Below are 26,387 nucleotides of genomic sequence, written 5' to 3' on the forward strand. Positions count from 1 at the left end.
TAGATGACTCCAAAATGATTTAATTTATATATGGTAAAATATATCCATCGCCGATATGTCCAAACATGTAATTTTCATAGCAGCAAAATTACAAATATACTTTTACAACATGATTCAAAAATCAATGAAGGAATGTTTTAAGTGAAAGGACATATTCGAAAAAGAGGAACAAAGTGGTGTATTATTGTCGATATCGGAGCTGATTCAGAGACAGGAAAAAGAAGACAAAAGTGGTTTTCGTGATACATTTAAAACCTATTTGAAAAAATCCGAATTAAAAAACATTAGATTTCATGATTTACGCCATACTCATGCAACGCTTCTTTTAAAACAAGGAGTACATCCAAAGATTGTAAGCGAACGATTGGATCATAAGGACGTTTTCATAACCTTAAATCGCTATTCACATTTTTCACCTAGTCTGCAAAAGGACGCTGTTAAAACATTTAGTGAAAGACTATTCGGATGGTAATGTTTGCAAATATAAAAAATGAGGTTTCTCTTTTCTAGAGAAACCTCACCACATCAATGTTTTTGTTAAATTTTAAACTGACTCGTATACAAATCAAAGTAAAACCCACCATCTTCCATGAGAGTTTCATGATTTCCTCTCTCTAAAATACTTCCATCTTTTATTACAAGTATTTGATCTGCTTTTTCAATCGTTTTCAGCCGATGAGCGATTACAAAACTTGTTCGCCCTCTCATTAAATTATTTAATCCAGATTGAATTTGTAATTCTGTTCTCGTATCAATATTAGATGTTGCTTCGTCGAGAATTAATATATCTGCATCTGCTAAAATCGCTCGTGCAATCGCAAGGAGTTGTTTTTGTCCTTGACTTAAATTCGAACCTTCTGAAGCAATTTCCGTTTCATATTGATTCGGTAGATGTTTTATAAAAGAATGTGCTGATGCTGCTTTTGCTGCTGCAACTACTTCTTCATCACTTGCATCTAAACGTCCATATCGAATATTTTCCATAATCGTTCCTGCAAATAAATACGTATCCTGTAAAACAACCCCTATTTTACTCCGCAAAGAATTAATATCATAATCCTTTATATCTTTTTCATCAATGCTAATTTGCCCTTTTTGAATGTCATAAAAGCGAGTTAACAAATTAATAATTGTTGTTTTTCCTGATCCAGTTGGACCGACTAAAGCGATTGTCTCCCCAGGATTCGCCTCGAGACTCACATCTTTTAAAATCATGTTGTCCTGTGCGTATCCAAATGAAACTTCCTCAAGCCTAACATGTCCTTGTAAATTTTGTACAAGTACTGCATCTTTTTTATTTTGAATTTCTGGTACTTCATCCATAATTTCAAAGACACGTTCTCCTCCAGCAACTGCCGCTTGAATCGTATTCATTAAAGTTGCAAATTGACTAAGTGGTCTTGAAAATTGTCGAGAATAATTAATAAAAGCTGCAATGACACCTACTGTTGTCATTCCGTTTAATACCATTACCGATCCAGTTCCAATTACAAGCCCCATTCCTAAGTTATTAATAAAGTTCATACTTGGAAAAATAAATGCTGAAAACGTTTCAGCCTTCGTTGCTGAAATTCTTAGCTGTTCGTTAATTTCATTAAAGTTATGTACGGTTTCTTTTTCTTTTCCGTATAACGTAGTTACGTCTGCGCCTGTAATAGCTTCCTCAATAAATCCATTTAATTCTCCTAAATCCTTTTGACGCTTCGCAAAGTTTTTCCCACTATAAGCAACTAGTTTTTTCGTAACGAAAAACATAATAGGTACTGTAATTAAAGTTACAATCGCTAAAATCCAATCTAATGAAAACATCGCAATTGTTACACCTATAAACGTTAACGCTGATGAAATGATTTGCACAACACTTTGTGTCAAAGCTTGATTTAAGTTATCAATATCATTTGTCACACGGCTCATTAAATCACCTTGAGAACGTACATCAAAGAATCGTAGAGAAAGTGTTTGGATTTTTTCAAAAATATCTTGTCGTATTTTTTGTATAGTCTTTAATGCAACATTAATCATTATAAATGTTTGTAACCATGTTAATAATACGGTTATCCCATATATCGCAATGAGTAGCATGCACATTCTGGCTGTCCCGCTTAAATCCTTCGGTACAATGTATTCATCAATGATGACCCCCATATAATATGGTCCAAGTAAACCTAGTAATGTCGTGATAAATACAAGAATAATAACGAACATAAGAGATGCTTTTTGATACCCCATATAGTTCCATACTCGCATTATAGTTCCTTTAGTATTCTTAGTTTTTCCCGTTTTCAGATTGTTACGTCCACCTTTATTTCCAAATTGTCCTTGAAAATTACGCACGCTCTTCCCCTCCTTCTTGCTGCAGGCTACCACCTTGGGAAAGATAAATTTCCTGATACACTTCACAAGTTGCCAATAAATCCTCATGCGTACCATTTCCAACTAATTCACCGTTATTCAAAACGAGGATTTTATCAGCATCTATAATAGAAGATATTTTTGATGCAATTAAAAATGTCGTTGTGCCACTATATCTTGTCCTTAACGCTTCCTGTATTACAGCTTCTGACTTCGCATCAACTGCCGATGTAGAATCGTCTAATACAAGAATAGATGGCTTTCTCACTAGGGCTCTTGCAATAGATATACGTTGTTTTTGACCACCAGATAGATTGGTTGCACCTTGTGTTAAGTTATATTCATAAGAGTCTTCCAGCTTATTGATAAACTCAGTCGCACAAGCAGATGAAGATGCTAATTCCAATTCATCATAAGTTGCATCTTCTTTGCCATAGCGTAAATTCTCTTCTATACTGCCTGAAAAAAGAAGTGCCTTTTGTGGAACGAAGCCAATGGAAGCACGAAGTTTTTGCAAATCGTATGCTTTCACATTAACATCATCTATACATATTTCACCTTGATCAACATCGTAAAGTCGTGGCAATAGTTTCGCCAATGTAGATTTACCACTTCCGGTCGATCCAATAATCCCTATTTTTTCACCTTTACGTACAGTAAAGGAAATATCTTTTAAAACATATTCATTATTTTTCGTATAACTATAGCTAACATTTTTAAACTCTACATTACCACCCACTTGTTTTGGTTCATATACGTCGCCTTCAGTTGTAATATCAACTTCAGTATGTAAGACTTGTTGTACACGATCAGCTGATGGAAAAGCACGGGCAATTTGAATAAATACCATACTAATAGACATAAGTGACATTAAAATGATATTTAAATAGTTAATAAAAGCTAAAATGGCCCCTACTTGGAGTGTACCGTTAAAAACTTTCTCGCCACCAATCCATAAAGTTGCTACAATTCCGCTATTTACAACTAGCATAATAATTGGCATCATCAATGAAATAATTTGTATTGCACGAATATTTATTTCAGTTAAACTTGTATTAACTTTCTCAAACTGTGCGATTTCATATTTTTGTCTTACATATGCTTTTATAACACGTACACCGGATAAATTTTCTTGTAGCTTTGTGTTTACTTTATCTAATGCTTCTTGTACTCGCTTAAATGAACCGCTCGATTGACCTGCAATCAATACAATTGCAACTAATAATACGGGTACCACAACAAGTAAAATTGGAAATAGGTCTCTCGCTGTTACAAAGACTATAATGATACTTCCAATAAATAATAACGGTCCACGGACAAGTACACGTAACGTCATCGTCATTGCCGATTGAATAGATGTAATATCATTTGTCACGATTGTTAATAATTTACCTGTTCCAAATGAATCACGATTTTTGCTAGAAAATGTTTCTATTTTCGCAAACACATCTTTTCGTATGTCTGTAGCGAAATTAACAGCAGCTTTTGTAGAATACATCATACAACCAAGTCCTCCAATTAAACCGATTGCTGCTGCTCCTATCATAAGAAGCCCCATTTTTATTACATAATTCAAATCCCGGTTTGCAATTCCAACATCAATAATATGTTGCATTATTGTCGGTTGAATTAAGTCCATCGCAACCTCAAGTACCATAAATAGCGGTCCAATAATAGCGAAGAACATGTATGGTTTTAAATACTGTAACAACTTGCGAAATGATTTCATACACAATCTCCTTTTTTCATGAAATTACCATCGAATAATTTATAGTCCTCCTTATTTGAGCGATATAGTCTGTAATTTCTCCATTAGTCCTATTATATTAGGCAAATTAATATTTAACATTATTAAATGATAAGTTTTAAATCATTTTTAGTCAATAAAATGGAACTTTAATCTACCAGGCATTTTCACTGCCAGTTGATGTGAATACTCTTTAACTTAATAAAAACCGCATTCTCATTTAGTAAGAATGCGGTTTTCCCATCTATATTTGTTCAATTTTAAAATCGAAAACCTCGGTCTCGAATCCATTATTTTCAGAAGGACTACACGTATAAAAACCAATTTTAACAGGCTCATTACCTATGTCCTCCATCAAATGAGCGATTCTTATTTGTTCCCATCGCTGACTCGTTTTCACATATATTGTATAATCGCCAAGTTTTCGAATAATTCGAAAACGTAATTGTTGCTTAGCAAATTCATTTGGATAGTCTTGCGTTGACCAATCAGAATAGCCATTATTCGTTACGACAGCACCTAAATGTGATGGGCCCTCAGGAATATATTCTAAAGATGTTTTTAACCAACACTTCTCAGAAATCATAACAAATAAACCCGCTTGATCGTATGTCGCATTTGGATTCATGCGCAATTGAACCTCAGCCTGAAAATCTGTCATTATCTCATCATAAAATACATGGCCATTCATTACTTCAAAACCATAATGGGTTTTCAGCCAAAAATCTGTTTCTTCTTTCGAATGGACAATGAATGTATCATTGTCTTCAAGTTTGTAAAATTTAGGTGCGTTCATTACAGTAAGTTGCTCAATATGATTTGGTATATATGATGTTTTCATAATTCCTCCATAAAAAAGCATTTAAATTAATATTTAAAACTCAGTTAATACCGGGAATTTATAACCTTTAAAATCTAATTCTTTATTACTTCGAACCATTAAATACTTACTAGTCTGTAATTCTGTATATTGTACATCATCAATTCCTAATTGATCTGGGTAGAAATAAAATTCAATCTCCGTAAATTCCCCAGAGATTTCCTCACATAATTCATCTAAAATCGGAATTACCGGCGCAAATACTCCAAATAATTTTAGTTTTTGATTTTCTACTGTAAAAACAATCAGCGCATCTAATTTCTCTGAATAATAAAGGTTTTCATTCCATGTTGAATCATACATATTTAAATAAAACGAAGAGCGGTAATTTAACGTTGAAAATTTATTAGAAAGCCTTTGGCCATTTTCAATAATCTCATGTATTAATTGTCTATCCTCTTCATTATAAAAATCTAACTTTTTAAGTTGAGAATCTTTGTAGCCTTTATTTTCGTATGATACTGTCATCAAATATTCTTGCACAATTTGAAAACCAAATGGTTTATATAGTTCCGGATTTTCCGTAAACAAGACCGCACACTCGCATTGCTCATCAATTTCCTCTATCATCTTACTAAACAATTGCTTCATTAATCCTCGTCTACGATAATTCGGATGTGTCATTACTGATTGAATACCCGTTGCATTTATTTTTTCACCATTAATTAAAAGCGGAAGTGAAAATGCCGCAACATTTGCAATCGCATTATCATCTTGTAAAAATGATAATGCTTTATATGTATAATCCCAATACCCTTTCTCTGAAAAATCCTGCAATGTTTGGCTCGTAATCCCAAACACTTCTTCAAATAAAGGAAATAACTGTTCTCTTCTCGGTTCTTCTAATAGAAAGTTTACCATTTTTTCAACATTGCCCATGTTGTCCCTCCATACGTCGATTCCATTAATTTAGATATACTTATATGACCTACTCTCAAAAAATAGGCCTTTCAAATCAATATAGTATCATAAAACTTTTAAAAATGGTTTAATTTATTTTATGTTTTGATTATTAAAAAACAAGTCGAATAAACTAGTATTAAGATTTTTGAATAATATCATGTTTATTATATAACAAATGGTGCTTCCTACTTATCTTTCCGATAATAGAAATACACCATTTTATGCAAATATAATTCACCTATTCTTTGGTTCCCTCAAGTCGCTCCTTCGTACTAATTTCTTCTCCCTTCACTCGCTTTTCAAACGTCTTTCTCCAACTAGTAGACAGTGCATTTACTTCTAAAATCCTTTTTAATCCTTCAGAGTTTTGTTTTTCTTTATGCATTATGCGATTCGCAAACGAAACTGACACACCTTTTGGATCAGGCTTCAACAATTTCAAAGTATCTACCGGTAATATCCATCCTTCTTTTAATACTCGAAAATAAAAACCTGTGTATCCTGTATCTTGAAAATATAATGGTAGCTTTGGAATATTATATTTCTTTGCTAATTTAAAACAAGGTTGTCTTGGCTGCGTTACTTGTACAATTGCTTCTCCGAGGTGAAACGTGTCACCAATACAAACATCTTCTTCACACATTCCGCTTACTGTTATATTTTCACCGAAAGCCCCATATACAAGTTCCTGATTCAATTCTTTTTCCCAGTACGGATAGTGATCACCAGTATAAACACAAACCGCTTTATCTACCCCTCCATGATGAACTAAATCCGCCTGTCCATCTCCATTAAGCTTTAAAAATGATAAAAAAACAGGTTCCTTTACTTGCTTTTTATTTATCCCTGTTTGAATTAACTTCCCACCATACATAACCTCTTTTGGTAGTCCTATATTTAAAGATAGGATTTCATATACTTTAGTCATTCAAATTCCTCCTCTTACTTGCGGCACAACTTTTCAAAAGACTCATTTATTATTTCAAACCCTCTATCTATTTCTTCGTTTGAGATAACTAGAGGTGGTAAAAAGCGTAGTACATTATCAAATATCCCCGCTCCAATACTTATAAGCCCATTCTTCCAAAAATCTTCAATTAGCTTTACTGTTAGTTGTTTTGCAGGTTCTTTCGTTATGCGATTCGTTACAAGTTCCATTGCAACCATCGCACCAATTCCACGAACATCACCAATCACTTCGTACTTTAATTGCATTTGATGTAGATGTAACATTATTCTATTTCCAATTTGCTGAGCCCTTTCAACTAGATTTTCTTCTTCCATTATTTCAAATACAGCAAGACCAGCTGCACAAGATAACGGACTACCTGCAAAAGTTCCACCAATTTGTCCTCTCCCAGGAATGTCCATCAACTCCGCACGACCGACAATAGCACTTAATGGTAAACCGCCAGCAATTGATTTTGACAAAGTCATTATGTCAGGCTCTATATGAAAATGTTCTGTTGCAAACCATTTCCCTGTTCGGCCAAATCCAGTTTGCACTTCATCCATTATCATTAAAATACCGTATTGATTACAAATTTCTCGTAATCGTTTTACAAATGTAATAGAAGGAACAATAAACCCACCTTCTCCTTGTACTGGTTCCATTACGATTGCTGCTACTTTTTCAGGTGATACTTCTTCTAAAAACTTTTCAAACTGATAGATGACTTGAGAATCCACTTCTTCAGTAGAAACTCCTTCTTCAGCTCTGTAATAGTACGGATACGGCAATATATGCATGTCTGAAACGAACGGACCAAATCCTGCTTTATATGGAGTTTCTTTGGTCGATAGAGACATTGTCATTAATGTTCTCCCATGAAATCCTCGTTCAAACGAAATTACTTTACTCCTCCCTGTTACTTTACGTGCGATCTTTACAGCATTTTCAATCGCTTCCGCACCACTATTGGCAAACATCGTTTTTTTCTTACTTGTACCTGGCACTTTCTCATTAATTTTCTCCGCTAAAGTAATATAATTTTCATATGGAGTTACATGAAAACAAGGATGTATAAATGATTCTGCTTGTTTTTGTACCGCTCTTACAACTTTCGGATGACAATGTCCAACATTTTGCATACCAATTCCACCAGCAAAATCAATAAACTGATTTCCATCTACATCTGTTATTATCGCTCCCCTTGCTTCTTTTACATATAAAGGCGTTAAATGATATATTCCTGTCGGTACAGCCTCCTCATACCTTTTTTGAAGTACTTGTGAATAACTGCCCGGTAATACACTAGATTTCAACAATTCTTCTTCACCTCATCTAATTTTTTAATCAATCCATTTCTGATAAAGTGATTATATATCCCACAAAACCATTGTTCAATTCAATTATTTATATAATAATGATAGGTATATCCTATGATTAAACTTGAGGTGATTTCAATCGAATTACGACAATTAGAATACTTTTTAGCTGTTTCGAAAGAATTACATTTCACAAAAGCAGCCGAGAAATTAAATATTTCACAACCTTCACTAAGCCAACAAATACGTGCATTAGAACATGAAGTAGGCATGCCACTTTTCGATCGAATTGGTAAAAAAATATCTTTAACTGAAGCAGGCAGAGTTTTATTATCGCACAGTAAAACAATCTTTCACGAAGTCGAACAAGCTCGTTCTGCCATTCAAGATTTAAATGGATTACATCATGGTTCCTTAACAATAGGATCTTTGTTAACCGTAGTAAATTATTTACTACCACCAGCTATATTAGATTTCAATAAGCAATATCCAAATATCGAACTCTCTGTGTTGGGGCTTCGTACAGGAGAAATTCGTGAAAAATTATTACAAAATGAATTAGATATTGGTATTACATTTCTCCCGGTGCAAGATAAAGAGATTGTTTCTATCCCACTATATAAAAGTGAACTTACATTAGTTGTGCCAACCAGCCATTCTTTAACTGAACGTAAGTATGTATCTATTGAAGAATTACAGGACTATCCTTTAATTCTTCTACCTAAAAATTTCTATTTAACAGAACTAATTACATCTCATTGCCAAAACTTTAACTTTAAACCAAAGCCAATTTTAGAAATTAGTACAATGGAATCTTTAATTCAAATGGTCGCAGAAGGTATGGGGATTACCGTGTTACCAAAACCGTATATAGACTTTTTGCAAAATGAGCACATACAAGCTATTAAAATTGAAAACCCCACTCCAACAATAGATATAGGACTTATTTATAGAAGAGATAAATATATGTGCGCTGCTACCCGGAAATTTATTGAGCAACTCAAAATAACAGTACATTCTTTACAAAAATAAGCATAAAAAGAGATTATCCTATGCAGCCGTTACACAACGACCTATTAGAATAATCTCTTTTTATTATGATATAAAACATTACATTTTATGGTTTCTTTTCTAATAACCTATTATTCATTATAAGTGCTAAATTATTATCGTATTATTAAGCTACACATCAGCGATACTTTATGTCTATTTCGTATAGGTGTTAGCAAGTCCGTTTGCAAACTTGTTAGCACATTTTTATAAAAATTATATAATGCTTCACAAAGTAGGAATCCGTTTCGATCAATCTTTTTTCAAAATGGATTCCTTTTTGTCTCTTATCAATATTCAAATGTTACAGTAGTACCATTAAAACCATCAAAACAATTAGAGCAATTAGAGCAATTAGAGCAATTAGAGCAACCACCACAACCAAAACAACTAAAGCAACCGAAGCAACCAAAACAACGGAATCCACCACAACGACCACCGCCACAACGACCACCGCCGCCACAACCACCACAACGACCACCGCCACAGCCGCCACAGCGACGAGCATCATCTGTAATATAGTAATATGGATATTGGTTTTGCTGGTCCCAATACACAATATTTCCAGGCTGATAATCATTAAGGCTTAACGCTTGTAGTTCTTGTTGAAAATTATTCATCTTCATGACCTCCGTTTATAAACTAAAACCCCATCGATACTTTCCTATATTTCTGTTCGTTAAATCTAAGTAGAAATAGCGCTATAAAGTGAAACTTTAATCAGTAGGGGTTTTGTTCATCCCCCACTGATTATTAGCCCGCACCAATCGGGCGTTTACGGGCAGCAGGGCTCCCACCTAACTTCTTTGCTCCAGTTGGATTTTGAGGTGGGAGTTTTACTGCCCACAAATAGCGGGATAAACTAAGTTCAATACGTACACCAACAAAATATGACCTATCACTAGATGATGCACCTTGTTCATATGCCTATTTTTAGGTTATTTTTACTATGGGCTCATTTTTATAAAGTGAAACTTTAATCAGAGGGGGTTTACGGGCAGTTAATGCGGGCTAAATGGACATTATAAAATATGAATTTAAACAATAATATTTAGATTTATGTCATCATTTTCTAGTTCTATAGTCGTATATTCCATAATTTTGTTTGGTCATCTTCGTATTTCCAATATGCACTCCCATCTTTATTTTTCTTCGCTTCAATATCTGCTATATCAGAGCTAATTTTATAAGTATTTATAATTAGTGATTTCTGCTAAGAAAAGTCTATTTTTATGAATGGCAAATCAGCGATGTTTTATGTCTATTCCGCATACGTGTTAGCACTTTCTTATATTTCTTCTATTGCATACACCTTCATAATTTCAATATATTTTCCCTTACCACATGGACATGGTTGCTCTCTTCTATATGATTCTTCCCAGCTCATTTAAACACACCTCTTTAACTACTTAATTTATATTATTATATAAAAAAGCCCTGCCACAAGGCAGAGCGAGTAAGATGGATTACACGTATCATATAACAATTTATATCAGTAACACAAAAGATCATAATTTCATCTTCACTAAAATAAAACCACGTTCATATAATCCCTAAAGCAGTAGCTATCAAACGGATAGCTATTTTTTTATTCTCATAAAAACTATCACGCCTCATCATCAATTCATTATAAACATAGGAATCTTTGACTTTCTCACTCCCAAAATACTTCAATTCAATTATCTGACGTTGATCATTATCAAGAGCATATTTCAATGTCCGTTCAATTTGTTTAAAACGTATCTCATGATTCTTATCGTCACCTTTCATTTTAGGAAAAAGAACGATGCCCCCGTTTGAGCCTGTTCTTCTTGATTTTTCATCCGAACGCACAATGCTTTGTAGTTTTTCAGCTCCTTCACCACAAGTCTTCGCATCTCTTTTTCATCGATGTCTTCAGAAAATGACAATTGATTCATACGATACGGTTCCCCTCCGTTCGATCTACTTATTTATAAAAGGATTATTTTATTAAGTTTTATTTCCACTAAACAATCCAGTCTCTTAAATGTATTAAGATACTGGAAAAAATTCAAATCAGATGCCCGTTATATGGAATGCGAGTCATATTAATAAAATCATATGTCATAATATCTTCTATTCCTATGATTACAACATCCTATTAGTAACTAAGTATTGATTATATGTACTATAAAAGTATCTTCATTTTATTTATATATATGATTACATGTAAAATAAGATCATCTTCACTTTATTGACATATACTTTGAAGGAAGAAAAACTTCTGAACATTTCATATTAAACATATACCCATAAATACTTTAAACTCAGTTGCTAATATAAATTATCAAGACATATCTAACATTTAAAATTTTTTAGAGGAGTTATTTATGAGACATAATAATAAGTCAAATTCGTGTGATAAGTTTCAGCGCCCCTGCTTTATTTCTGTATCCCCTTGTAATCAAAGTAATTGTTGTACACCTGTTTTTTTCTCAAATTCTCAACAACAAGAATTATTGCAAATAATAAACCAATTAAACCAAGCTATCCTTTCTTTCTTCACAACACCAAATCCTACAACTAGACAAATACTCCAAACAGCATTACAGGCATTAAATGATTTATTAATAGCAGTACAACCAAATACACCAAATAGAAATTTAGTTTTACGAACTATAAACCAATTAATCAATTCCTTACCTACTGCAACTCTCACTCAAATCTCAGCATTATTCCAATTTCTATTCCAAAACTTGTCTTCACTTATTAGTTGTTCAAATATATCGGACCCCTTGTTACAGCAGACATTTAGCTTAATTTTACAAGGAGTCTTGAATAGTTCACTATTAAACATTACTGGAACGACGGGGCCTACGGGGCCTGAAGGACCTGAAGGACCTACTGGACCTCAAGGCGTGCAAGGCATTCAAGGAACTGAAGGGCCTGAAGGACCTACTGGACCTCAAGGCGTGCAAGGCATTCAAGGAACTGAAGGGCCTGAAGGGCCTGAAGGACCTACTGGACCTCAAGGTGTGCAAGGTATTCAAGGCATTCAAGGACCACCAGGACCTACTGGTTCAGGGACAGGAACAGGAGTTCCTGGGCCACCAGGACCTACTGGACCTCAAGGCGTGCAAGGCATTCAAGGGCCTGAAGGGCCTGAAGGACCTGAAGGACCTACTGGACCTCAAGGCGTGCAGGGCATTCAAGGAACTGAAGGGCCTGCAGGGCCTACTGGACCTCAAGGCGTGCAAGGTATTCAAGGGCCTGAAGGACCACCGGGACCTACTGGGCCATCGGGAGATTGTGATTGCCCACCGGGGCCTACTGGACCTACTGGGCCTACTGGGCCGACGGGACCTGGATGTAATTTCCTTGTTTATGCTACAAACGCAGGAGCCATTGATGATCCTGCAGATGATACAGTATCTGTAATTAACACCGGAACAAATACAGTAGTCGATACAATCACTGTAGATAATGCACCTCTTGAAGTAACAGTTTCACCAAATGGGACTCGTGCTTATGTTACTAATATTTTTTCTAATACCGTTTCCGTTATTGATACTGCCACTAATACAGTTATCGCTACCATCCCTGTTGGAAATAATCCAATTGGTGTAGCTGTTTCTCCAAATAACACAACTGTTTATGTTGGAAATCATGGTAATAATACAGTTTCTGTTATTAACGCTGCTACCAACACAGTTGTTGGTACCATTAATGTTGGAATCGCTCCGCAAGGAATTACTGTTTCACCAAATGGGGCCCTTGCGTATGTTGCAAACGAATTAAGTAATACAATTTCTGTTATCGCTACTGCTACCAACACAGTTGTCGGTACCATTAATGTCGGTATTCGACCTAGGATAATCGTCTTCACACTAGATGGGACTCGTGCTTATGTCACAAATCAAAACAGCAATACTGTTTCTGTTATTAACACCGCTACAAATTCCGTTATTGATACAATTAACGTAGGTACCGAACCTGTTGGTATAGCTATTACACCGGATGGAGCTCGTGTTTACGTTGTAAATAAAGTAAGTAATAATGTATCTGTAATAGGTACGTTGACAAACACCGTCATCGATACCATTCCGGTTGCACTATCACCAGACCAAGTGACTATCATACCAGATGGCACTCGTGCCTATGTTACAAACCAAGCTAGTAATACTGTTTCTGTCATCAATACTGCTACAAATACGGTTATTGATACGGTCCCAGTAGGTGTTGCTCCAACTGGTATAGCAACCGGATTTATTTGCGAATAATATAAAAAACAGAGAGACACTAATCATATTTCTCTGTTCTTCCATTAATCCCCATCATATCCGAGCAGTTAGCTTTTGCTAGCTGCTTTTTTTACAAATAATAATTAATTTACCCAAGAGCATTTCAAAATATTTTCGTATGATATGGTGTATTCCTTTCTTTTGAGTGAATGATCTCGTCATGAGAGCACTTTATTAAGTGCTCTTTTCGTGTTTCAAATACATACAAAATAAAATTTTTATATTAATCTTAATTACACATTTAATTGAATATTAATTCATCAGATACGAATCATTTCTTATAAGGGCGCTCTGTACTTGCGCCCTTATATAAATACTCAAATTTATTCCCCCGCATATTTTTATAAATTGTATACAGTTCCATATGGAATTGTTGAAACAGAAATTCCGTATGGTGTAATATGATGCATTGGATAATAATACTCCATAGATAAATAGTACGGTTGTATGCCTTGCTGTATTTGTTGCATTTGCTGCTGTGCTTGTAACGCTTGTTGAACAGCTTGAATTGTACTTTGTGCTCCGCTATACGTAATACCCGCCGTACCATACGGACGCATTCTATCTCGGGTATCAAAATATGAATAAAACATTAGTATTCAACTCACTTCCATATAAGTTATTACAAAGTATATTATGAGTATTAATTTCAGTGAGTGTTAAAAACTAGTCCACTAGCTTTTATTCAAATAACGTTTTTGTTCAACTGCCTTCTTTTTATCCCCACGCCTTATCAAAATATAATCTTATATACCTTTCAACTTATTATGATGCAAGTGTCTACACTAAATTGTTAGACAAGCATAAAATAAATTGAGTCTAATAATAAAGGAAAAATAAATATGCAAAACCGTTACATGCTTACAGTCAAACTCACCTCATTTAATGGGACAACGCTGACTGGCATTACTATAGAAGGTTTCACGCTGACAGCGAACGTCACGTTAAGAACAACCTATCATCAAGCAATTCTCAATCGCTTTCCCCATCAGGACCCAGTTCGCCCCTAGTCGTGAACTATAACGTAGCCGTCAAATCTGGCAGAAGATCTGCTATCTTGAATGCCGTGACGCAACTCGCGAATGCTGGGGCAAGCGCGCAGGTCCGTCTGGATTCCTGCAACAATACTGTGGCATCCTTCCGTCCCGTTCTCTCAATAATATAAGTCAGATACCCGTCACAATAGGATACCGACTGTGACGGGTACGAAGCTGTTCGATTAAATAGCCCTCAAATTTGTCCCCATCCCATTTCCCTTCACTCCTTGAATATTTTTTCAAAACCAATACATACTATTTTCAAGCCGCCGTATCCACGGCTAATACTTCTTTCTTTTGTTACAGCAGAAGCAGGTAGATTCGTCACTTATCTGCTTTCTCTGTATATTTTTTAAAATATCGAAAAGACTACCTACAAGCTGTTTGAACTAGCAGCTTCACTCTTCTTGTAATGGGAAAGCAATTTATCACAATTAGCTAACTCATTCGACTCACTGGCAGACAACCAAAATTGTTGTCTGCTTTTTGTATGGAATTTTTCATTTTGCATATACTACTTTTGAGCCTGTTTACCAATGCAAGCCATTTTGGTGTTTTGAATTCCGACTAAGCTTTTTTGTTGCATAAATTATTACATCTTTGACAACACTGGTTAAAAGTGCGTTTTCTGGTTATTCGTAGTTCTAGTCCAGAATAATTTTTCTCCTATAAAGGACAGTAGGTACGACTGCTCGTCCTTTTTTACTTATATCGCATACTCTCCCTTTTGACAGCTATGAACCACATTGCCCTCTTCATCGAAGTAAGCAATTTCCCAATAAGGGTGGCAGTTGTACGCTTCTATTTCCCCATCGAACAAAACGAACAAATTAGTTTTCCAGTTTCCAACGATTGTACCCCACTTGCCAGCTACATTTACTCGCATACCCATGTAAGCAAAATGTAGATTTCGGTGGTTCTGCACTTTCTTGAAAGCTTTTTCCGCGTTGTACATCTGCTTGATGTCAAAAACATCTTCGTTCTCGCACTTTACAAACTTCATGAATTCTGTCATTGGCATTTGATATCTCTTTAACTTTAAGGGTATATTCTCATGTCTTACCCAATATGCAAGAAGATGCAGTGAAAACATTCGCGAAGAGTATATTTTGATATGTGTTTGCAAACACATATCAAAATGCTCAAAAGCATTGATTTAAAGGCATCTATAGCACATTGAAATAAAACATTACATATTAAACTCATATAATTTTAGTGCACCTTTTTTGAGATTGGAATATATTTTGTAAAATATGCTCCAACTAGCAATAATACGATTGAAAATAACCAAGTAAAAATACCACCAAAATGAAACCAATATGCAAACAAATTTAAGATTGCAATTAAAAAGCAACAACTAGAAGTTAATGCACTTTTTAATCCTTTTATCCCTGATTTTTTTCTTTTTTGATAAGTTATATACATCGAAACGACTAAAAATAAGATAAGAACAAATGGTAACATGGCTTGTAGCAATATCAACCCCTCCTGTCTATTTCCGACCCCTCCATTTTACCACATTATTCCTTTTGTTCTTTAGGAATCAACTCACTTTTCTCTTCTCTCCAAAAATCAGTATATTCACTATTTTCAAAGTTCACATTCACTTGAGAAAACGGAAGGCTTTCTCCAACTTTCAATGAGTGCCACTCGTTGAAAAGTGGCGATCCGAAGCAAATATTCAATGTACGATCCTGTAAATCAAATAATACAGAATGCAAAGTCCCAAACCACTCTTCATAATTATGCACCGTCACCCCTGCAGGATATTCTTCTTCTACCAATCCTTTTAAAGATTCCATACTCACCTGTTCATTTCGGTTTAAATGCTCATGTAAAATGTGATATCTCTTCGTAGATTGCTCTAGTCTCCTGTTATTTAATTTTTGAATGGATGAACTAACCGCATGATTAGTTGATACGATAAAGCCTTGACTGTCTTCTTTAGTTGTTGTTGATTTAAAACCATCAAAAATCCCTATATGTGCCGCTTTTAAAGGATCAGCTACAATTATATTAATGTTACTTGCAATTGGCATTTCTTCTATTAATATCTTAGCCTCCTGCACATTTTGACATTTCTCCAATAATACCCGAATTACCGCAAAACATTGCAAACCATTTACCATCGGCTTTCTTAAACCATCAATATTCCCTACAGGTTGACCACATGCCGAAAATGTAACAGATAACCCATGCTCGTTAATTCCTTCTGTTCGTCCAAAATATTGAGTAGAAAAGCCACTATGTGCATATGCACCTTCAACATGCGTCGAGCAAAAACGCATATCATCTATTCTCGGTGATAAATCATAATTTCTTAATACATATGTATGCTCTGAATCAGTTTTTCTAGGTAATACTGCACAATGACTACAACCTGCTTTTAATAGTGTTTGATAATAATACATCATATTTCTAGAAGGGATTTTCAATACTTCGCAAAACCCTTCAATTTCTTCATTAATTCCTGGACAATATTGTTTTAGTACTTTTCTAGATTCTGTCCAATGGCTATCTGATATTAAATTTTCTTGCTGCATAAATTGTGGAATGAGATACGGATGATTTTTCACAAACTCCCCTTGCTGTTTTCCAACTTCATAATGACTTCCTTTTAGCGATGAAAAGTACCCCTTTACTTGATACACCATAATCTCCCCCTCACATTGAATATATTCCATATCATACCAAAACACTTTTGTTCATTCTTGATGTTTTTTGCTATTTCCCCCATCACAACCACGGTTTTCCTTTTCAAAAGGCATTATTTACTGTCTAGTTAAAACCTTGTTAAGATTACCGTAAGAATAGACTTTTAATAGGTTGTAAAAATAAGTTCAACATTACAAAACTAGATTTAATAATATCAAATGGATAATAATCTACATTGAAACTTCTTATTTGCGATCAACTATTTATTGAAACGAGCAAACTTGTATTTATAGGATTGCAAATAGCCACATTTTACAATTAATGAATAAATTTTTTACTCATCCATTTTCAGGGCAAAAGGAGTATATATTAATGTGTAATAGCAAACCAATTGATGAATTAACTATTGAGGACCTGAAACAAAACCCAATATGGGAATGGGCAATAGATGAAGCGGAAAATGAAGAGTGCGATGAAACGTGGGTAAAACCAGTGGAAACAATAAATTTTACAGAAGAATTAAACGGTTCAATAGTACTTGGCGAATTAATAATACATAATGATGAGAAATTCCCTATGATGTGTAGTATTGATATTGAAAATAATGAGGTATTAATTAGTTCCATTGTTTTTATAACGAAAAAGAAGATGAGTATATTGCTATAGAAGATGTAATGAAAAAGGTTGAAATGCCTTTATCACTTAATATTAATCTCACAATTAACGGAGAGCCTAGATTTTTAAAATTCTCTGCAGATAAAGTTGATATTTATAAAAACACTATAAAAACTAACTTAAATTAAATTTTAATTGAAGTAAGAGGAAAATACTCATTAAGTAAAAAACAGGAAACCATTATAATTAACGGTTTCCCAAATATCCTTCTATTTTCAATATTTATATAAATCCATACTAAATAATCCCATTTTCCACCAATGTCTCTGCGATTTGAACTGAGTTCCAAGCAGCACCTTTTAATAAATTATCAGAAACGATCCAAAGATGGAATCCTTTTGATGTATCAGGATCTTTACGTATTCTACCTACAAATGTATCTCTTTTACCCTCTGCATATAATGGCGTTGGATAAATTTGTTCACTAGGATTATCTTGTAAAATAACACCTGGTGCATTCAGTAGTACTTCTTTAATTTCTGCAACGGTCGCTTCTTTTTCAAGTTCAATATAAACTGATTCAGAATGCCCCGATACAACTGGAACTCTGACGCAAGTAGCTGCCATTTTCAGATTTGGATCTTCTAAAATTTTCTTCGTCTCTTGAATCATCTTTACTTCTTCGAATGTGAAATCATTGTCTGTAAATATATCCACTTGCGGCAATACATTAAATGCAATTGGATAATGTTTTTTATCTTTTTTCACTGGTAATATAGTGCTCTTCACTTCTTCACCTGTAAGCATTGACTTAGCTTGTTCTTTTAATTCATGAATCGCATGAATTCCTGAGCCTGATACGGCTTGATACGTTGAAACAATAATTCGTTCTAAACCAAATGATTTTCGAATTGGCTGAAGAGCTGTTACCATCTGTAGTGCTGAGCAATTCGGAACTGCAATGATCCTTTTATGTTCCCTTAAAGTATGTGCATTTACTTCTGGAACGACGAGTGGTACATCGTGTGCCATTCGGTATTCACTTGTGTTGTCAATTACGATTGCACCACTAGAAACTGCATGATTTACATATTGTCTAGAAACTTCTCCCCCAGCGCTAAAAAAGGCAATGTCTACACCTTCAAAACTAGTTGATTTTGCCTCTTGTATTTTAATCTCTCGTCCTTTAAATTGTACTATCTTACCAGCAGATCGTTTTGACGAGAGTAATGTAATTTCTTCTATATTAAATTTCGTTACTCTCTCTAACAATGCAATGATTTTTTGCCCTACTGCGCCTGTAGCTCCAACTACAGCTACATGATAGCTCTTTTCACTCATTTTTTCTCCTCCATTTTCAATTGAATGAATTTCTCCACAACTTAATTTTAAAAGAAATTTAATGATTTGAAAAATTGAAATACATGATATAATCATTCACAAATCATGATAATAAAAGAGGTATCATTTATGGAAATGAGACATGTTAAAACATTTTGTGCCATTGTTAAATATGGTAGCTTTTCTAAAGCTGCTCATGCATTAGGTTATGCGCAATCTACTGTGACAGCCCATATTAAAGCGTTAGAGAACGATTTAAACATTCCCCTATTCGATCGATTAGGAAAAAAAATACTTCTTACAAAAGCAGGTCATCAATTTCATCCGTATGCATTAGAATTACTTACTATTTATGATAAAGCGCAAGAAATCCCTCAAAACAGTGACCATTTAGAAGGAACATTGGCTATTACATCTAATGAATCATTGGCAGTGTATCGGTTACCACAATTATTACGTACTTACAAACAGGAAAATCCGAAAGTAAATATCGTACTTGAGACAAATACCAATGAGCAAGCATTGAAAAAATTACATGAAGGAGAAACCGATGTTATCTTCATAATTGGAGAAAGTATAGAGCATAATGATTTTATTACGTGCAATTTATGTAATGAAACATTTGGATGGATTTTCCCTGCTCATTTCCCTTCAAACACTGATCCACTCCTTTTATTACAAGATACTCAATTTATATTTACAGAACAAAGCTGTGGCTATAGACCAATGGTAGATCGTTTTTTACGTCAAAGCGGGAATATTCCCGCTAAAACATTCGAAACTTCCAATGTTGAAGTCATTAAACAATCTGTGATGTGTGAGTTAGGAATTTCAATTCTCCCTTACATCGTTGTACAAGAAAGTTGTCAAAAAGAGCAACTCTGTTTTCAGCCCATCGAAACTCCAGCAGTCATTCAAAGCCACGTAATCTATCATAAATCTAGATGGATATCACCAGTTTTACAATCGTTTCTTACATTATTAGAGAGAATAGAATAGAAAAGTAAGCGAGTAATAACAAAAATGAGTAACTGCTCTAAAAAGCAATTACTCATTTTTATTAAAACATTTGTGTTCATAACAATACAGGTGTTTCAAAATCAATATGTATATTATTTATTAGCTTGTACCTCACCTGCAATTAATTTACTACCTGAATATGTACCTTTTTGTATAAAAACTTGATTAATTAATTCTTTTTGCTCCTTTCCTGACATTACTCCTTTCCCTTCTCCTAAATTCCCACTTTGTAATTTCCAAATCTTGTTGTGGTCTACATCAACCTTTTCATATTTTCCTTGTTTCCATCGTTCTAAAATATCCACATATGTACTTTTTTGTGCAACATCATTACTATTTATAATTTCGAGTAAACTTTCAATACGTTCTTGTGTAATAAAAATATAGCCCCATTTTTGATCAGCTTTCGTTTTTTGATGTGCCATTTCATGTAGTGCTGTCTGTATGTTCTCATCTGTCCACTTAAAATTTTTATTAAAACCACTATTCGGTAATGAATGATTGCCATTTTCTAAAAGCTTTGCATCTTCAGCTTTTACATTACTATCAGCTAGCACTTCTACTGCCGGAGCGGCTGGTGATGCCTTTTTCGCAGCTGGTTTACTATTATTCAGATAATACAGCATACCATACGTTACACCTACCCCGATTACCGCCATACCAGCTATAATTCCTATGATTTTAAATAATGTTTTCATCTTGCTTGTTTCCTCCCAAATATCTCTGTTCTTACTACCTCATTATTTCTTATATAAAACAGTTCCTTCATTCAAAATAGTTCATCCCATCCCCTATCATATTATTTATATATATTTCCTTATATTGTATTTCTTTTTTCGTGAAATTGAAAGATTATTCTGTTAAAAAATAAAGATATTCTACAAAATTTCCCTTTATATTTATATGGAAACAAAAAAACAACGAGCGCCTTCTAAAACACTCGTTGTTTTTACTTTATGCACGATTTTCTTTTAACCACTTCGTAATAACATCTAACCTCGAAACATCAAAACGTCTTTCTTCACATACTTTTAAGCTGTTTAAACTTTTCACAATTTCTAATTCATTCGACTTTATACTTTTTGCTTCAATCAATTTACAGTACCCGTCTGTGACGGTATTGAGATTTTCATAATAACGCTGAAATGCTTTAGATATATGTAAATGTTTTTCAAAGTTTCTTCTTTTTTTCGTCCCATCAGACTCTTTCCGTTTTCTAAGCTCTTCATCACTTGTATATAAATAAAAATATTGATCTGGAAAACCAATTTCTCTATTTATCATCTTTTCTTTATAAAAGTTTTCTATTAAAGATAACGGCTGATTAAATATATCAAAATGAAAACACCAATTATAACTAAGTGGCTGATATATATCCCCATCGAGTATTACTAATTCATATTGCTGCGACTTCTGCACTGCTATATTCCAGCGCTCTACTTGTTTTTCAAAATACCATGTTCTATGTTCATTTTTTGGTCTTTCAAATAAAAAATTCACTTCAGGTATAATGAATGCTCCATAATTGTTTTCTAGTTCACGGCATGTGCTACTCTTACCAACAGCACTCGCTCCCTCAAACGCTATAATCCCCATAGTTTCTCCCACTTTCCTTAACTAAAATCTCGTTGTTTCACTCTTCTCCCCCATAACTGTCTCCATAAAACAATTGAAGCGATAGAAAGCATTATTGTTGTAATAATACTACCTTCAATCCCAAATGAGCCTCCATGAAGGACTTCATTGCCATTTGTTACAGGTTTAAATAGTGGTGTTGAATATATCGTCATGCCACTAACTGCAAAACCATAGACATTATATTGTGCCCAATTCCAAATGGAATGCCATGCACAAATCCCCCAAAGACTACTGTCCTTTAATACGTAAAAAGCTGCAAATACACCAACTAATATTATATTCGATATTGAAAGGATTGTAATACCAGGATTAAGTAAATGCAGAAAACCAAATAAAAAGGACGTCACTATAATCCCAACCCATATACGACTTCTAACAGAAATAACTGGAAATAACCAGCCTCGTACAATAATTTCTTCCGTTGCACCTTGTATTAAAAAAGCAATTAAAGATCCTACAATACCAAATATGGCGGTTGCCGTAATTTGTTGCATTTGTAGTTTTACAATCCCTGTTAATATAAGCACAATTACTGGTATTGAAATGAAGACAAATCCTATTAACGCACCTCTCAAATACTTTCTCATCCATTGCACTTTCCAAAAACCAATGGATGAAAATGACCTTTTCTCTACAAACCTAATCCATAAAAAAATAAAAAATATAGCCCCACCAAACGTTAATATCATCTCAATATTATTATAAATTGCCTTTACAAATGATGTATCCGCTTTCGGTAAAAACAGCATAAACAACATGAAAAATTCACCTAAAGTTAAAAATACAATTGCAAGTATAACAGCGAAAATAGGATGAACTTTTCTTCTTCCTTCTTTTGCTGCTTCAATTATTTTAAATTGTTTATTTAGCAATATTCTATCCTCCTTATTATTGTAATCATCTGTATTCTTAAAATATATATTGTTTCCCTTAAACATATTTTTTAAAATAAATGATTTCTGTTTGGAATAAATTCAGATTAGGAATAATATATAAATAAAAGAGATGTCTTCGTGCCTTTTACCAGTATCACCCAATTCATTCACTGATATTACCAGCACTTGCTATTTCCCACCATTTGTTGTAGGATAGTAATTAAGGTCAATTTAGCACTATATTTTCTTTGCATATTATCAAGTATCAATCAGGAATTTTTTGTACTCCTTATGGATTTTTGATAATATGTGAACTTTTATTTTCAATCGAATAAGGCCGATCATATTGTAATCTTTTTAAATTTTAGGAGGCATTACCATGACATTAACAGGTAAAGTAAAATGGTTTAACAGCGAAAAAGGTTTCGGTTTCATCGAAGTTGCAGACGGTAGCGACGTATTCGTTCACTTCTCAGCTATCACTGGCGACGGCTTCAAATCTCTTGACGAAGGTCAAGAAGTTAGCTTCGAAGTTGAAGACGGTAACCGTGGACCTCAAGCTAAAAACGTTGTAAAGCTATAATTCAATCAATAAAAAGGTTGTTACCAGCTCGGTTAACAACCTTTTTAATATATAACTAAAAATTTTTACATAAAAGGAGTGGTTACATGTATCGCAATCGAAAGAACGATGTAGCAGAAGTACCACCAGAACAAACCCCTGTTTGGGAATGTGAATCAGAGGATTGTTTAGGATGGATGAGAAAGAACTTTTCATTTGAAGAAGAGCCTAAATGCCCTTTATGTAAAAGTAGTATGAAAAGCGGAGAACGTTTATTACCTAAAATAGGTTGATTTTTACAAGCCCCTCTTATTTTAAATAAGAGGGGCTTTTTTATTAATAATGAATATCCTCTACATCTGTTCGTACAATAGAATACATTAATGCATCGTGTTGTTTATTTCCTTGATGAATGTATCCACGTAACAGCCCTTCTTGTTGAAAACCTAATTTAGATAACATATTACACGAAGTTATATTTTCAGGATATGTAATAGCTCCAATTCTAAATAAACCTAAATCTCGAAATCCATAAGTAATAATTTCTCGAGCAGCTTCAGAAGCATAACCATTCCCCCAATAACGAGGATGCAAATCATATCCAATCTCTGAGCGTTTACTCCAAAGTTGTAAATTATTTAATCCAATTGTTCCTACTAAATTATTTGTGTCTTTTAATACAATCCCCCAACGCATTGCCTTTTTCTCAAAGTAATTTTTTGAAAAAGATTCAATCATACGTGAAGCTTGTCCAAACTCAGTAAAAGAATTCATACCGTAATAACACGTTACCTCATCTAATGAGAATATTTCATATATTTTTTGACAATAAGATTGTTCTATTTCAACTAAGCGCAAGCGTTCTGTTTCTAACATAGGAAATACCATAGGATCACTCCTTTCTCTCTACTCATTTATTATAGCAGAAAAAGTATTTATAATTAGGAAAGTCCTTAATGTCCCACAAATCAAATATTTCTAGCGATGTTTATCCTATTAATAATATATAACTTCGTTGTATTTATTAATTCCCCTCTAAAAACCACCCCTAATTTATACCTTCTCATGTTAAAATATAGAAAAATAGTAAATATTTCTTACGGAGGTACTTAAACTTTATGTATATTTTCATTGGCTTATCCCTCTTGCTCATTTTACTCATTTTTTTATTCGCAAAAAAATTCACACCAAACTCATTTATGATGACAAGTTTTAAAGGAAATAGCTTTAAGATATTTTCAGTTGGTATATTAATCGCTGCCACACTCTCTCTTTCATACGGAATGTATCACGCAGCAACATATCAACCTAGATATTTAGATATTAAATTGCAAAATCAAAATTTCACTGTTTTTGGTAATGTTGGTGAGTTTGGTTATTTCTCAGAAGAATTACTAAAAAAAGATGCAGAAGTTGAACTGTATTTTGTCTCTTGGGAAACAATACAATTAAATAATCCAGAAATAATAGTAGACTACCCTTCAGGCAAACAGGAAACATGGAAGCCTAATATAACATTAATTCCTACAAATAAATTAAAAGAAAAACATAGTATTAAAGAACTTTATCGGCTCTCACCGTATTCCTTTGAAGAATCTGGAAAAATAACATTAACTATTAAAGAGAATAAAGCCAATCATAAAAAGATTGTAATTAATGTTAAATAATTACAAATAAAATGTCCCTCCATTATGTTGGAGGGACATTTTATTTACATATGTATTCAATATTATTATTTTGACTGTTCATTCAATGTCGTAATTATTTCATTGGCAGTATTCTTTCCGTTTCCAATACAAGCACCAATTCCTACACCGTAATATGAAGCACCAGCTAAGTATACATTAGGATAAAGCACGGCCAATTTTTCTTGTAATGATTGAACAGCTTGATTATGTTCTAAATGATATTTCGGCATTAAATCTTTCCAATTTGTAACTTCAATTACTTCCGGTTCACCTTTAATTCCGAGGCTCTTTTCAATATCATATAAAGCAACTCGTACTAATTCTTCTTCACTATAACTTTTGATCGTTTCATATACTGGATTAGTGCTCTTATAAAACATTCTTACTAATAGCTTTTGTTTACCAGATGTATGTTTCCACTTCCTGCTTGTCCATGTGCAAGCATCACAATGTAAATCACTGTTTTCCGTTACGATAAAACCTGTGCCGTCAGCCGGTAGTTGTTCATCTAGTATGTCAAAACCTAAGTAAATACTTATAAGCGATGAATTTTTAAATTTATTAAAATGCTCATTTAACTCATTAGACTGTAATAACGTTTGTGCGATATCATGTGGAGCTGCTAAAACGACATAATCAGCTTGTATTGTCTCATGATTTGCAAAAGAAACCTCATACCGATCCCCTTTTTTACTTATCACTGTTGTTACAGCACCTTTATTAATGACAGTCTCCGTCAGCACTTCTTCTAAGCGATTAATAATCGTAGATAGTCCACTTTTAAATGATACAAACTTTTTATTTCCTGCTGACTGAAATTGTTTTTTATTCTCTTCAAAACCTTTAATAATACTTCCATATTTATTTTTATACTCAAGTAAATATGGTAACGTAGATGCCATTGTAAGCTCATTCAATTTACCAGAATATACACCTGACAGCACAGGTGCAATTTGTCTTTCCACTAATTCTTTCCCTAAAAAGCTTTCTAAAAATACAGCAAGTGATGTATCCTTTGTAAACTCCTTATTTTTCGTAATAAAATCTTTTAAAGCAACGATTTTCCCTTTTTTTGAGACTAGCGTACTGCTAAATAATGATTCAACACTCATAGGAATCCCAAATATAGTGTCAGCAGGAATTGGATGTAATATGTTATCAGAGTATATGTAAGAAATACCTGTTTCGTTATATACCATTTCATTTTCTAAATTTAAATCTTTTACAAGCGGCAAAACATGTTCATTACGAGCTACAATAGAATCTGCTCCAGATTCCATAATAAAATCATTTTCTTCCACACTGTGGATTTTACCACCTAAATACTCTTCTTTCTCAATAAGGATTAAATTTAAATCTATATTATAATCCTTCTTTAATTTTTCTAAATAAAACATAGTAGAAAGTCCAGTAATACCTCCACCGATGACAACGACTGTTTTCATATTTGCTGCGCCCCTAACCGATACAATTAATAATTCCTTTATTATTATA

At 33.8% G+C, this 26,387-nt stretch carries 27 protein-coding genes and 1 pseudogene; 10 read left to right on the forward strand and 18 right to left on the reverse strand.

Annotation, left to right across the window (positions count from 1 at the left end):
• Positions 1–184 precede the first annotated feature (184 nt).
• The gene (locus MKX66_RS07820) at positions 185–472 is read left to right on the forward strand and encodes a tyrosine-type recombinase/integrase (RefSeq protein ID WP_445662205.1); all 288 of its coding nucleotides are present in this window, start codon (positions 185–187) and stop codon (positions 470–472) included.
• A 65-nt stretch (positions 473–537) separates the two neighbouring features.
• On the opposite strand, the gene MKX66_RS07825 is transcribed toward MKX66_RS07820, so the two are convergent.
• From MKX66_RS07825 to gabT, 6 genes are all read right to left on the reverse strand, one after another.
• Positions 538–2,334, reverse strand: coding sequence for an ABC transporter ATP-binding protein (locus MKX66_RS07825; protein WP_341085875.1), 1,797 nt, complete (start codon positions 2,332–2,334; stop codon positions 538–540).
• Entirely contained in the window at positions 2,327–4,081 is a 1,755-nt protein-coding gene (locus MKX66_RS07830) for an ABC transporter ATP-binding protein (RefSeq protein WP_002168397.1), read from the reverse strand. Before MKX66_RS07830 ends, MKX66_RS07825 begins: the two co-directional genes overlap by 8 nt.
• A gap of 262 nt (positions 4,082–4,343) precedes the next feature.
• Positions 4,344–4,940 (reverse strand): DUF1349 domain-containing protein, encoded by a 597-nt coding sequence (locus tag MKX66_RS07835; RefSeq protein WP_002127357.1) that lies wholly within the window; start codon positions 4,938–4,940, stop codon positions 4,344–4,346.
• A gap of 33 nt (positions 4,941–4,973) precedes the next feature.
• Positions 4,974–5,858: a GNAT family N-acetyltransferase gene (locus MKX66_RS07840; protein WP_341085876.1), complete on the reverse strand. Its 885-nt coding sequence runs from the start codon at positions 5,856–5,858 to the stop codon at positions 4,974–4,976.
• Between the two features lie 262 nt (positions 5,859–6,120).
• Positions 6,121–6,810 (reverse strand): MOSC domain-containing protein, encoded by a 690-nt coding sequence (locus tag MKX66_RS07845; RefSeq protein ID WP_002189591.1) that lies wholly within the window; start codon positions 6,808–6,810, stop codon positions 6,121–6,123.
• A gap of 14 nt (positions 6,811–6,824) precedes the next feature.
• Positions 6,825–8,150 (reverse strand): 4-aminobutyrate--2-oxoglutarate transaminase, encoded by a 1,326-nt coding sequence (gene gabT / locus MKX66_RS07850; protein WP_002136283.1) that lies wholly within the window; start codon positions 8,148–8,150, stop codon positions 6,825–6,827.
• 129 nt (positions 8,151–8,279) lie between these two features.
• Here gabT and MKX66_RS07855 point away from each other — a divergent pair, with 129 nt between their 5' ends.
• The gene (locus tag MKX66_RS07855; RefSeq protein WP_341087628.1) at positions 8,280–9,182 is read left to right on the forward strand and encodes a LysR family transcriptional regulator; all 903 of its coding nucleotides are present in this window, start codon (positions 8,280–8,282) and stop codon (positions 9,180–9,182) included.
• A 308-nt stretch (positions 9,183–9,490) separates the two neighbouring features.
• Here the strand turns inward: MKX66_RS07855 and MKX66_RS07860 are convergent, their stop codons facing one another.
• Positions 9,491–9,820, reverse strand: a complete 330-nt coding sequence (locus MKX66_RS07860; RefSeq protein WP_002141746.1) for a heterocycloanthracin/sonorensin family bacteriocin — start codon at positions 9,818–9,820, stop codon at positions 9,491–9,493.
• Between the two features lie 922 nt (positions 9,821–10,742).
• Positions 10,743–11,033, reverse strand: a complete 291-nt coding sequence (locus tag MKX66_RS07865; protein ID WP_341085878.1) for an ArpU family transcriptional regulator — start codon at positions 11,031–11,033, stop codon at positions 10,743–10,745.
• A gap of 518 nt (positions 11,034–11,551) precedes the next feature.
• Here MKX66_RS07865 and MKX66_RS07870 point away from each other — a divergent pair.
• A complete protein-coding gene (locus MKX66_RS07870; RefSeq protein WP_341085880.1) occupies positions 11,552–13,441 on the forward strand; it encodes a YVTN family beta-propeller repeat protein in 1,890 nt (629 codons plus the stop codon).
• Positions 13,442–13,803: 362 nt separating this feature from the next.
• On the opposite strand, the gene MKX66_RS07875 is transcribed toward MKX66_RS07870, so the two are convergent.
• Positions 13,804–14,055: a DUF3947 family protein gene (locus MKX66_RS07875; protein ID WP_002085634.1), complete on the reverse strand. Its 252-nt coding sequence runs from the start codon at positions 14,053–14,055 to the stop codon at positions 13,804–13,806.
• Positions 14,056–15,205: 1,150 nt separating this feature from the next.
• Positions 15,206–15,454, reverse strand: a complete 249-nt coding sequence (locus MKX66_RS07880) for a hypothetical protein (RefSeq protein ID WP_341087680.1) — start codon at positions 15,452–15,454, stop codon at positions 15,206–15,208.
• Between the two features lie 63 nt (positions 15,455–15,517).
• Here MKX66_RS07880 and MKX66_RS30840 point away from each other — a divergent pair.
• Positions 15,518–15,612: pseudogene (locus MKX66_RS30840) on the forward strand (tyrosine-type recombinase/integrase); the annotation flags it as partial.
• A 99-nt stretch (positions 15,613–15,711) separates the two neighbouring features.
• Here MKX66_RS30840 and MKX66_RS07890 read toward each other — a convergent pair.
• Positions 15,712–15,975, reverse strand: coding sequence for a hypothetical protein (locus MKX66_RS07890; RefSeq protein ID WP_113768944.1), 264 nt, complete (start codon positions 15,973–15,975; stop codon positions 15,712–15,714).
• Positions 15,976–16,019: 44 nt separating this feature from the next.
• A complete protein-coding gene (locus MKX66_RS07895; RefSeq protein ID WP_326996781.1) occupies positions 16,020–17,150 on the reverse strand; it encodes a C45 family peptidase in 1,131 nt (376 codons plus the stop codon).
• A 376-nt stretch (positions 17,151–17,526) separates the two neighbouring features.
• Between MKX66_RS07895 and MKX66_RS07900 the strand changes: the two genes are divergently transcribed.
• Positions 17,527–17,820, forward strand: coding sequence for a hypothetical protein (locus MKX66_RS07900; RefSeq protein WP_002168401.1), 294 nt, complete (start codon positions 17,527–17,529; stop codon positions 17,818–17,820).
• Positions 17,821–17,828: 8 nt separating this feature from the next.
• Complete coding sequence (locus MKX66_RS07905) at positions 17,829–17,957, forward strand: hypothetical protein (RefSeq protein ID WP_255220432.1); 129 nt, start codon at positions 17,829–17,831, stop codon at positions 17,955–17,957.
• Positions 17,958–18,066: 109 nt separating this feature from the next.
• On the opposite strand, the gene MKX66_RS07910 is transcribed toward MKX66_RS07905, so the two are convergent.
• Positions 18,067–19,110 carry an aspartate-semialdehyde dehydrogenase gene (locus tag MKX66_RS07910; RefSeq protein ID WP_002168402.1) on the reverse strand — a complete coding sequence of 348 codons (1,044 nt, stop codon included), beginning with the start codon at positions 19,108–19,110 and terminating at the stop codon, positions 18,067–18,069.
• A gap of 129 nt (positions 19,111–19,239) precedes the next feature.
• On the opposite strand from MKX66_RS07910, the gene MKX66_RS07915 reads away from it, so the two are divergent.
• On the forward strand, positions 19,240–20,109 hold the full coding sequence (locus tag MKX66_RS07915) for a LysR family transcriptional regulator (RefSeq protein ID WP_341085884.1): 870 nt from the start codon (positions 19,240–19,242) through the stop codon (positions 20,107–20,109).
• A 113-nt stretch (positions 20,110–20,222) separates the two neighbouring features.
• On the opposite strand, the gene MKX66_RS07920 is transcribed toward MKX66_RS07915, so the two are convergent.
• From MKX66_RS07920 to MKX66_RS07930, 3 genes are all read right to left on the reverse strand, one after another.
• Positions 20,223–20,828, reverse strand: a complete 606-nt coding sequence (locus tag MKX66_RS07920; protein WP_341085886.1) for a PRK06770 family protein — start codon at positions 20,826–20,828, stop codon at positions 20,223–20,225.
• 256 nt (positions 20,829–21,084) lie between these two features.
• On the reverse strand, positions 21,085–21,726 hold the full coding sequence (locus MKX66_RS07925; protein WP_061688797.1) for an AAA family ATPase: 642 nt from the start codon (positions 21,724–21,726) through the stop codon (positions 21,085–21,087).
• Between the two features lie 17 nt (positions 21,727–21,743).
• Complete coding sequence (locus MKX66_RS07930; RefSeq protein ID WP_033709068.1) at positions 21,744–22,640, reverse strand: CPBP family intramembrane glutamic endopeptidase; 897 nt, start codon at positions 22,638–22,640, stop codon at positions 21,744–21,746.
• 382 nt (positions 22,641–23,022) lie between these two features.
• Between MKX66_RS07930 and cspD the strand changes: the two genes are divergently transcribed.
• Together cspD and MKX66_RS07940 are read left to right on the forward strand one after the other, a co-directional pair.
• On the forward strand, positions 23,023–23,226 hold the full coding sequence (cspD, locus tag MKX66_RS07935) for a cold-shock protein CspD (protein ID WP_002012849.1): 204 nt from the start codon (positions 23,023–23,025) through the stop codon (positions 23,224–23,226).
• Between the two features lie 86 nt (positions 23,227–23,312).
• Positions 23,313–23,498 carry a cold-shock protein gene (locus MKX66_RS07940; RefSeq protein WP_000286202.1) on the forward strand — a complete coding sequence of 62 codons (186 nt, stop codon included), beginning with the start codon at positions 23,313–23,315 and terminating at the stop codon, positions 23,496–23,498.
• A 43-nt stretch (positions 23,499–23,541) separates the two neighbouring features.
• Here the strand turns inward: MKX66_RS07940 and MKX66_RS07945 are convergent, their stop codons facing one another.
• Positions 23,542–24,093 (reverse strand): GNAT family N-acetyltransferase, encoded by a 552-nt coding sequence (locus tag MKX66_RS07945; RefSeq protein ID WP_002031946.1) that lies wholly within the window; start codon positions 24,091–24,093, stop codon positions 23,542–23,544.
• Between the two features lie 230 nt (positions 24,094–24,323).
• Between MKX66_RS07945 and MKX66_RS07950 the strand changes: the two genes are divergently transcribed.
• Positions 24,324–24,872 (forward strand): hypothetical protein, encoded by a 549-nt coding sequence (locus MKX66_RS07950; protein WP_326996782.1) that lies wholly within the window; start codon positions 24,324–24,326, stop codon positions 24,870–24,872.
• Positions 24,873–24,937: 65 nt separating this feature from the next.
• Here the strand turns inward: MKX66_RS07950 and MKX66_RS07955 are convergent, their stop codons facing one another.
• On the reverse strand, positions 24,938–26,338 hold the full coding sequence (locus tag MKX66_RS07955) for a protoporphyrinogen oxidase (RefSeq protein ID WP_002031950.1): 1,401 nt from the start codon (positions 26,336–26,338) through the stop codon (positions 24,938–24,940).
• Positions 26,339–26,387: the final 49 nt, after the last annotated feature.

The organism is Bacillus sp. FSL R9-9530 (assembly GCF_038008145.1).
Taxonomy (GTDB): domain Bacteria; phylum Bacillota; class Bacilli; order Bacillales; family Bacillaceae_G; genus Bacillus_A; species Bacillus_A mycoides.

Excerpts from the sequence above, each read along its gene's own strand:
- MKX66_RS07830 (WP_002168397.1), bottom strand. The coding sequence starts at position 4,081 with ATGAAATCATTTCGCAAGTTGTTACAGTATTTAAAACCATACATGTTC.
- MKX66_RS07835 (WP_002127357.1), bottom strand. The coding sequence starts at position 4,940 with ATGAAAACATCATATATACCAAATCATATTGAGCAACTTACTGTAATG.
- MKX66_RS07840 (WP_341085876.1), bottom strand. The coding sequence starts at position 5,858 with ATGGGCAATGTTGAAAAAATGGTAAACTTTCTATTAGAAGAACCGAGA.
- MKX66_RS07845 (WP_002189591.1), bottom strand. The coding sequence starts at position 6,810 with ATGACTAAAGTATATGAAATCCTATCTTTAAATATAGGACTACCAAAA.
- MKX66_RS07860 (WP_002141746.1), bottom strand. The coding sequence starts at position 9,820 with ATGAATAATTTTCAACAAGAACTACAAGCGTTAAGCCTTAATGATTAT.
- MKX66_RS07870 (WP_341085880.1), top strand. The coding sequence starts at position 11,552 with ATGAGACATAATAATAAGTCAAATTCGTGTGATAAGTTTCAGCGCCCC.
- MKX66_RS07875 (WP_002085634.1), bottom strand. The coding sequence starts at position 14,055 with ATGTTTTATTCATATTTTGATACCCGAGATAGAATGCGTCCGTATGGT.
- MKX66_RS07880 (WP_341087680.1), bottom strand. The coding sequence starts at position 15,454 with ATGTACAACGCGGAAAAAGCTTTCAAGAAAGTGCAGAACCACCGAAAT.
- MKX66_RS07900 (WP_002168401.1), top strand. The coding sequence starts at position 17,527 with ATGTGTAATAGCAAACCAATTGATGAATTAACTATTGAGGACCTGAAA.
- MKX66_RS07905 (WP_255220432.1), top strand. The coding sequence starts at position 17,829 with ATGAAAAAGGTTGAAATGCCTTTATCACTTAATATTAATCTCACAATT.
- MKX66_RS07910 (WP_002168402.1), bottom strand. The coding sequence starts at position 19,110 with ATGAGTGAAAAGAGCTATCATGTAGCTGTAGTTGGAGCTACAGGCGCA.
- MKX66_RS07915 (WP_341085884.1), top strand. The coding sequence starts at position 19,240 with ATGGAAATGAGACATGTTAAAACATTTTGTGCCATTGTTAAATATGGT.
- MKX66_RS07920 (WP_341085886.1), bottom strand. The coding sequence starts at position 20,828 with ATGAAAACATTATTTAAAATCATAGGAATTATAGCTGGTATGGCGGTA.
- MKX66_RS07925 (WP_061688797.1), bottom strand. The coding sequence starts at position 21,726 with ATGGGGATTATAGCGTTTGAGGGAGCGAGTGCTGTTGGTAAGAGTAGC.
- cspD (WP_002012849.1), top strand. The coding sequence starts at position 23,023 with ATGACATTAACAGGTAAAGTAAAATGGTTTAACAGCGAAAAAGGTTTC.
- MKX66_RS07940 (WP_000286202.1), top strand. The coding sequence starts at position 23,313 with ATGTATCGCAATCGAAAGAACGATGTAGCAGAAGTACCACCAGAACAA.
- MKX66_RS07945 (WP_002031946.1), bottom strand. The coding sequence starts at position 24,093 with ATGGTATTTCCTATGTTAGAAACAGAACGCTTGCGCTTAGTTGAAATA.
- MKX66_RS07950 (WP_326996782.1), top strand. The coding sequence starts at position 24,324 with ATGTATATTTTCATTGGCTTATCCCTCTTGCTCATTTTACTCATTTTT.
- MKX66_RS07955 (WP_002031950.1), bottom strand. The coding sequence starts at position 26,338 with ATGAAAACAGTCGTTGTCATCGGTGGAGGTATTACTGGACTTTCTACT.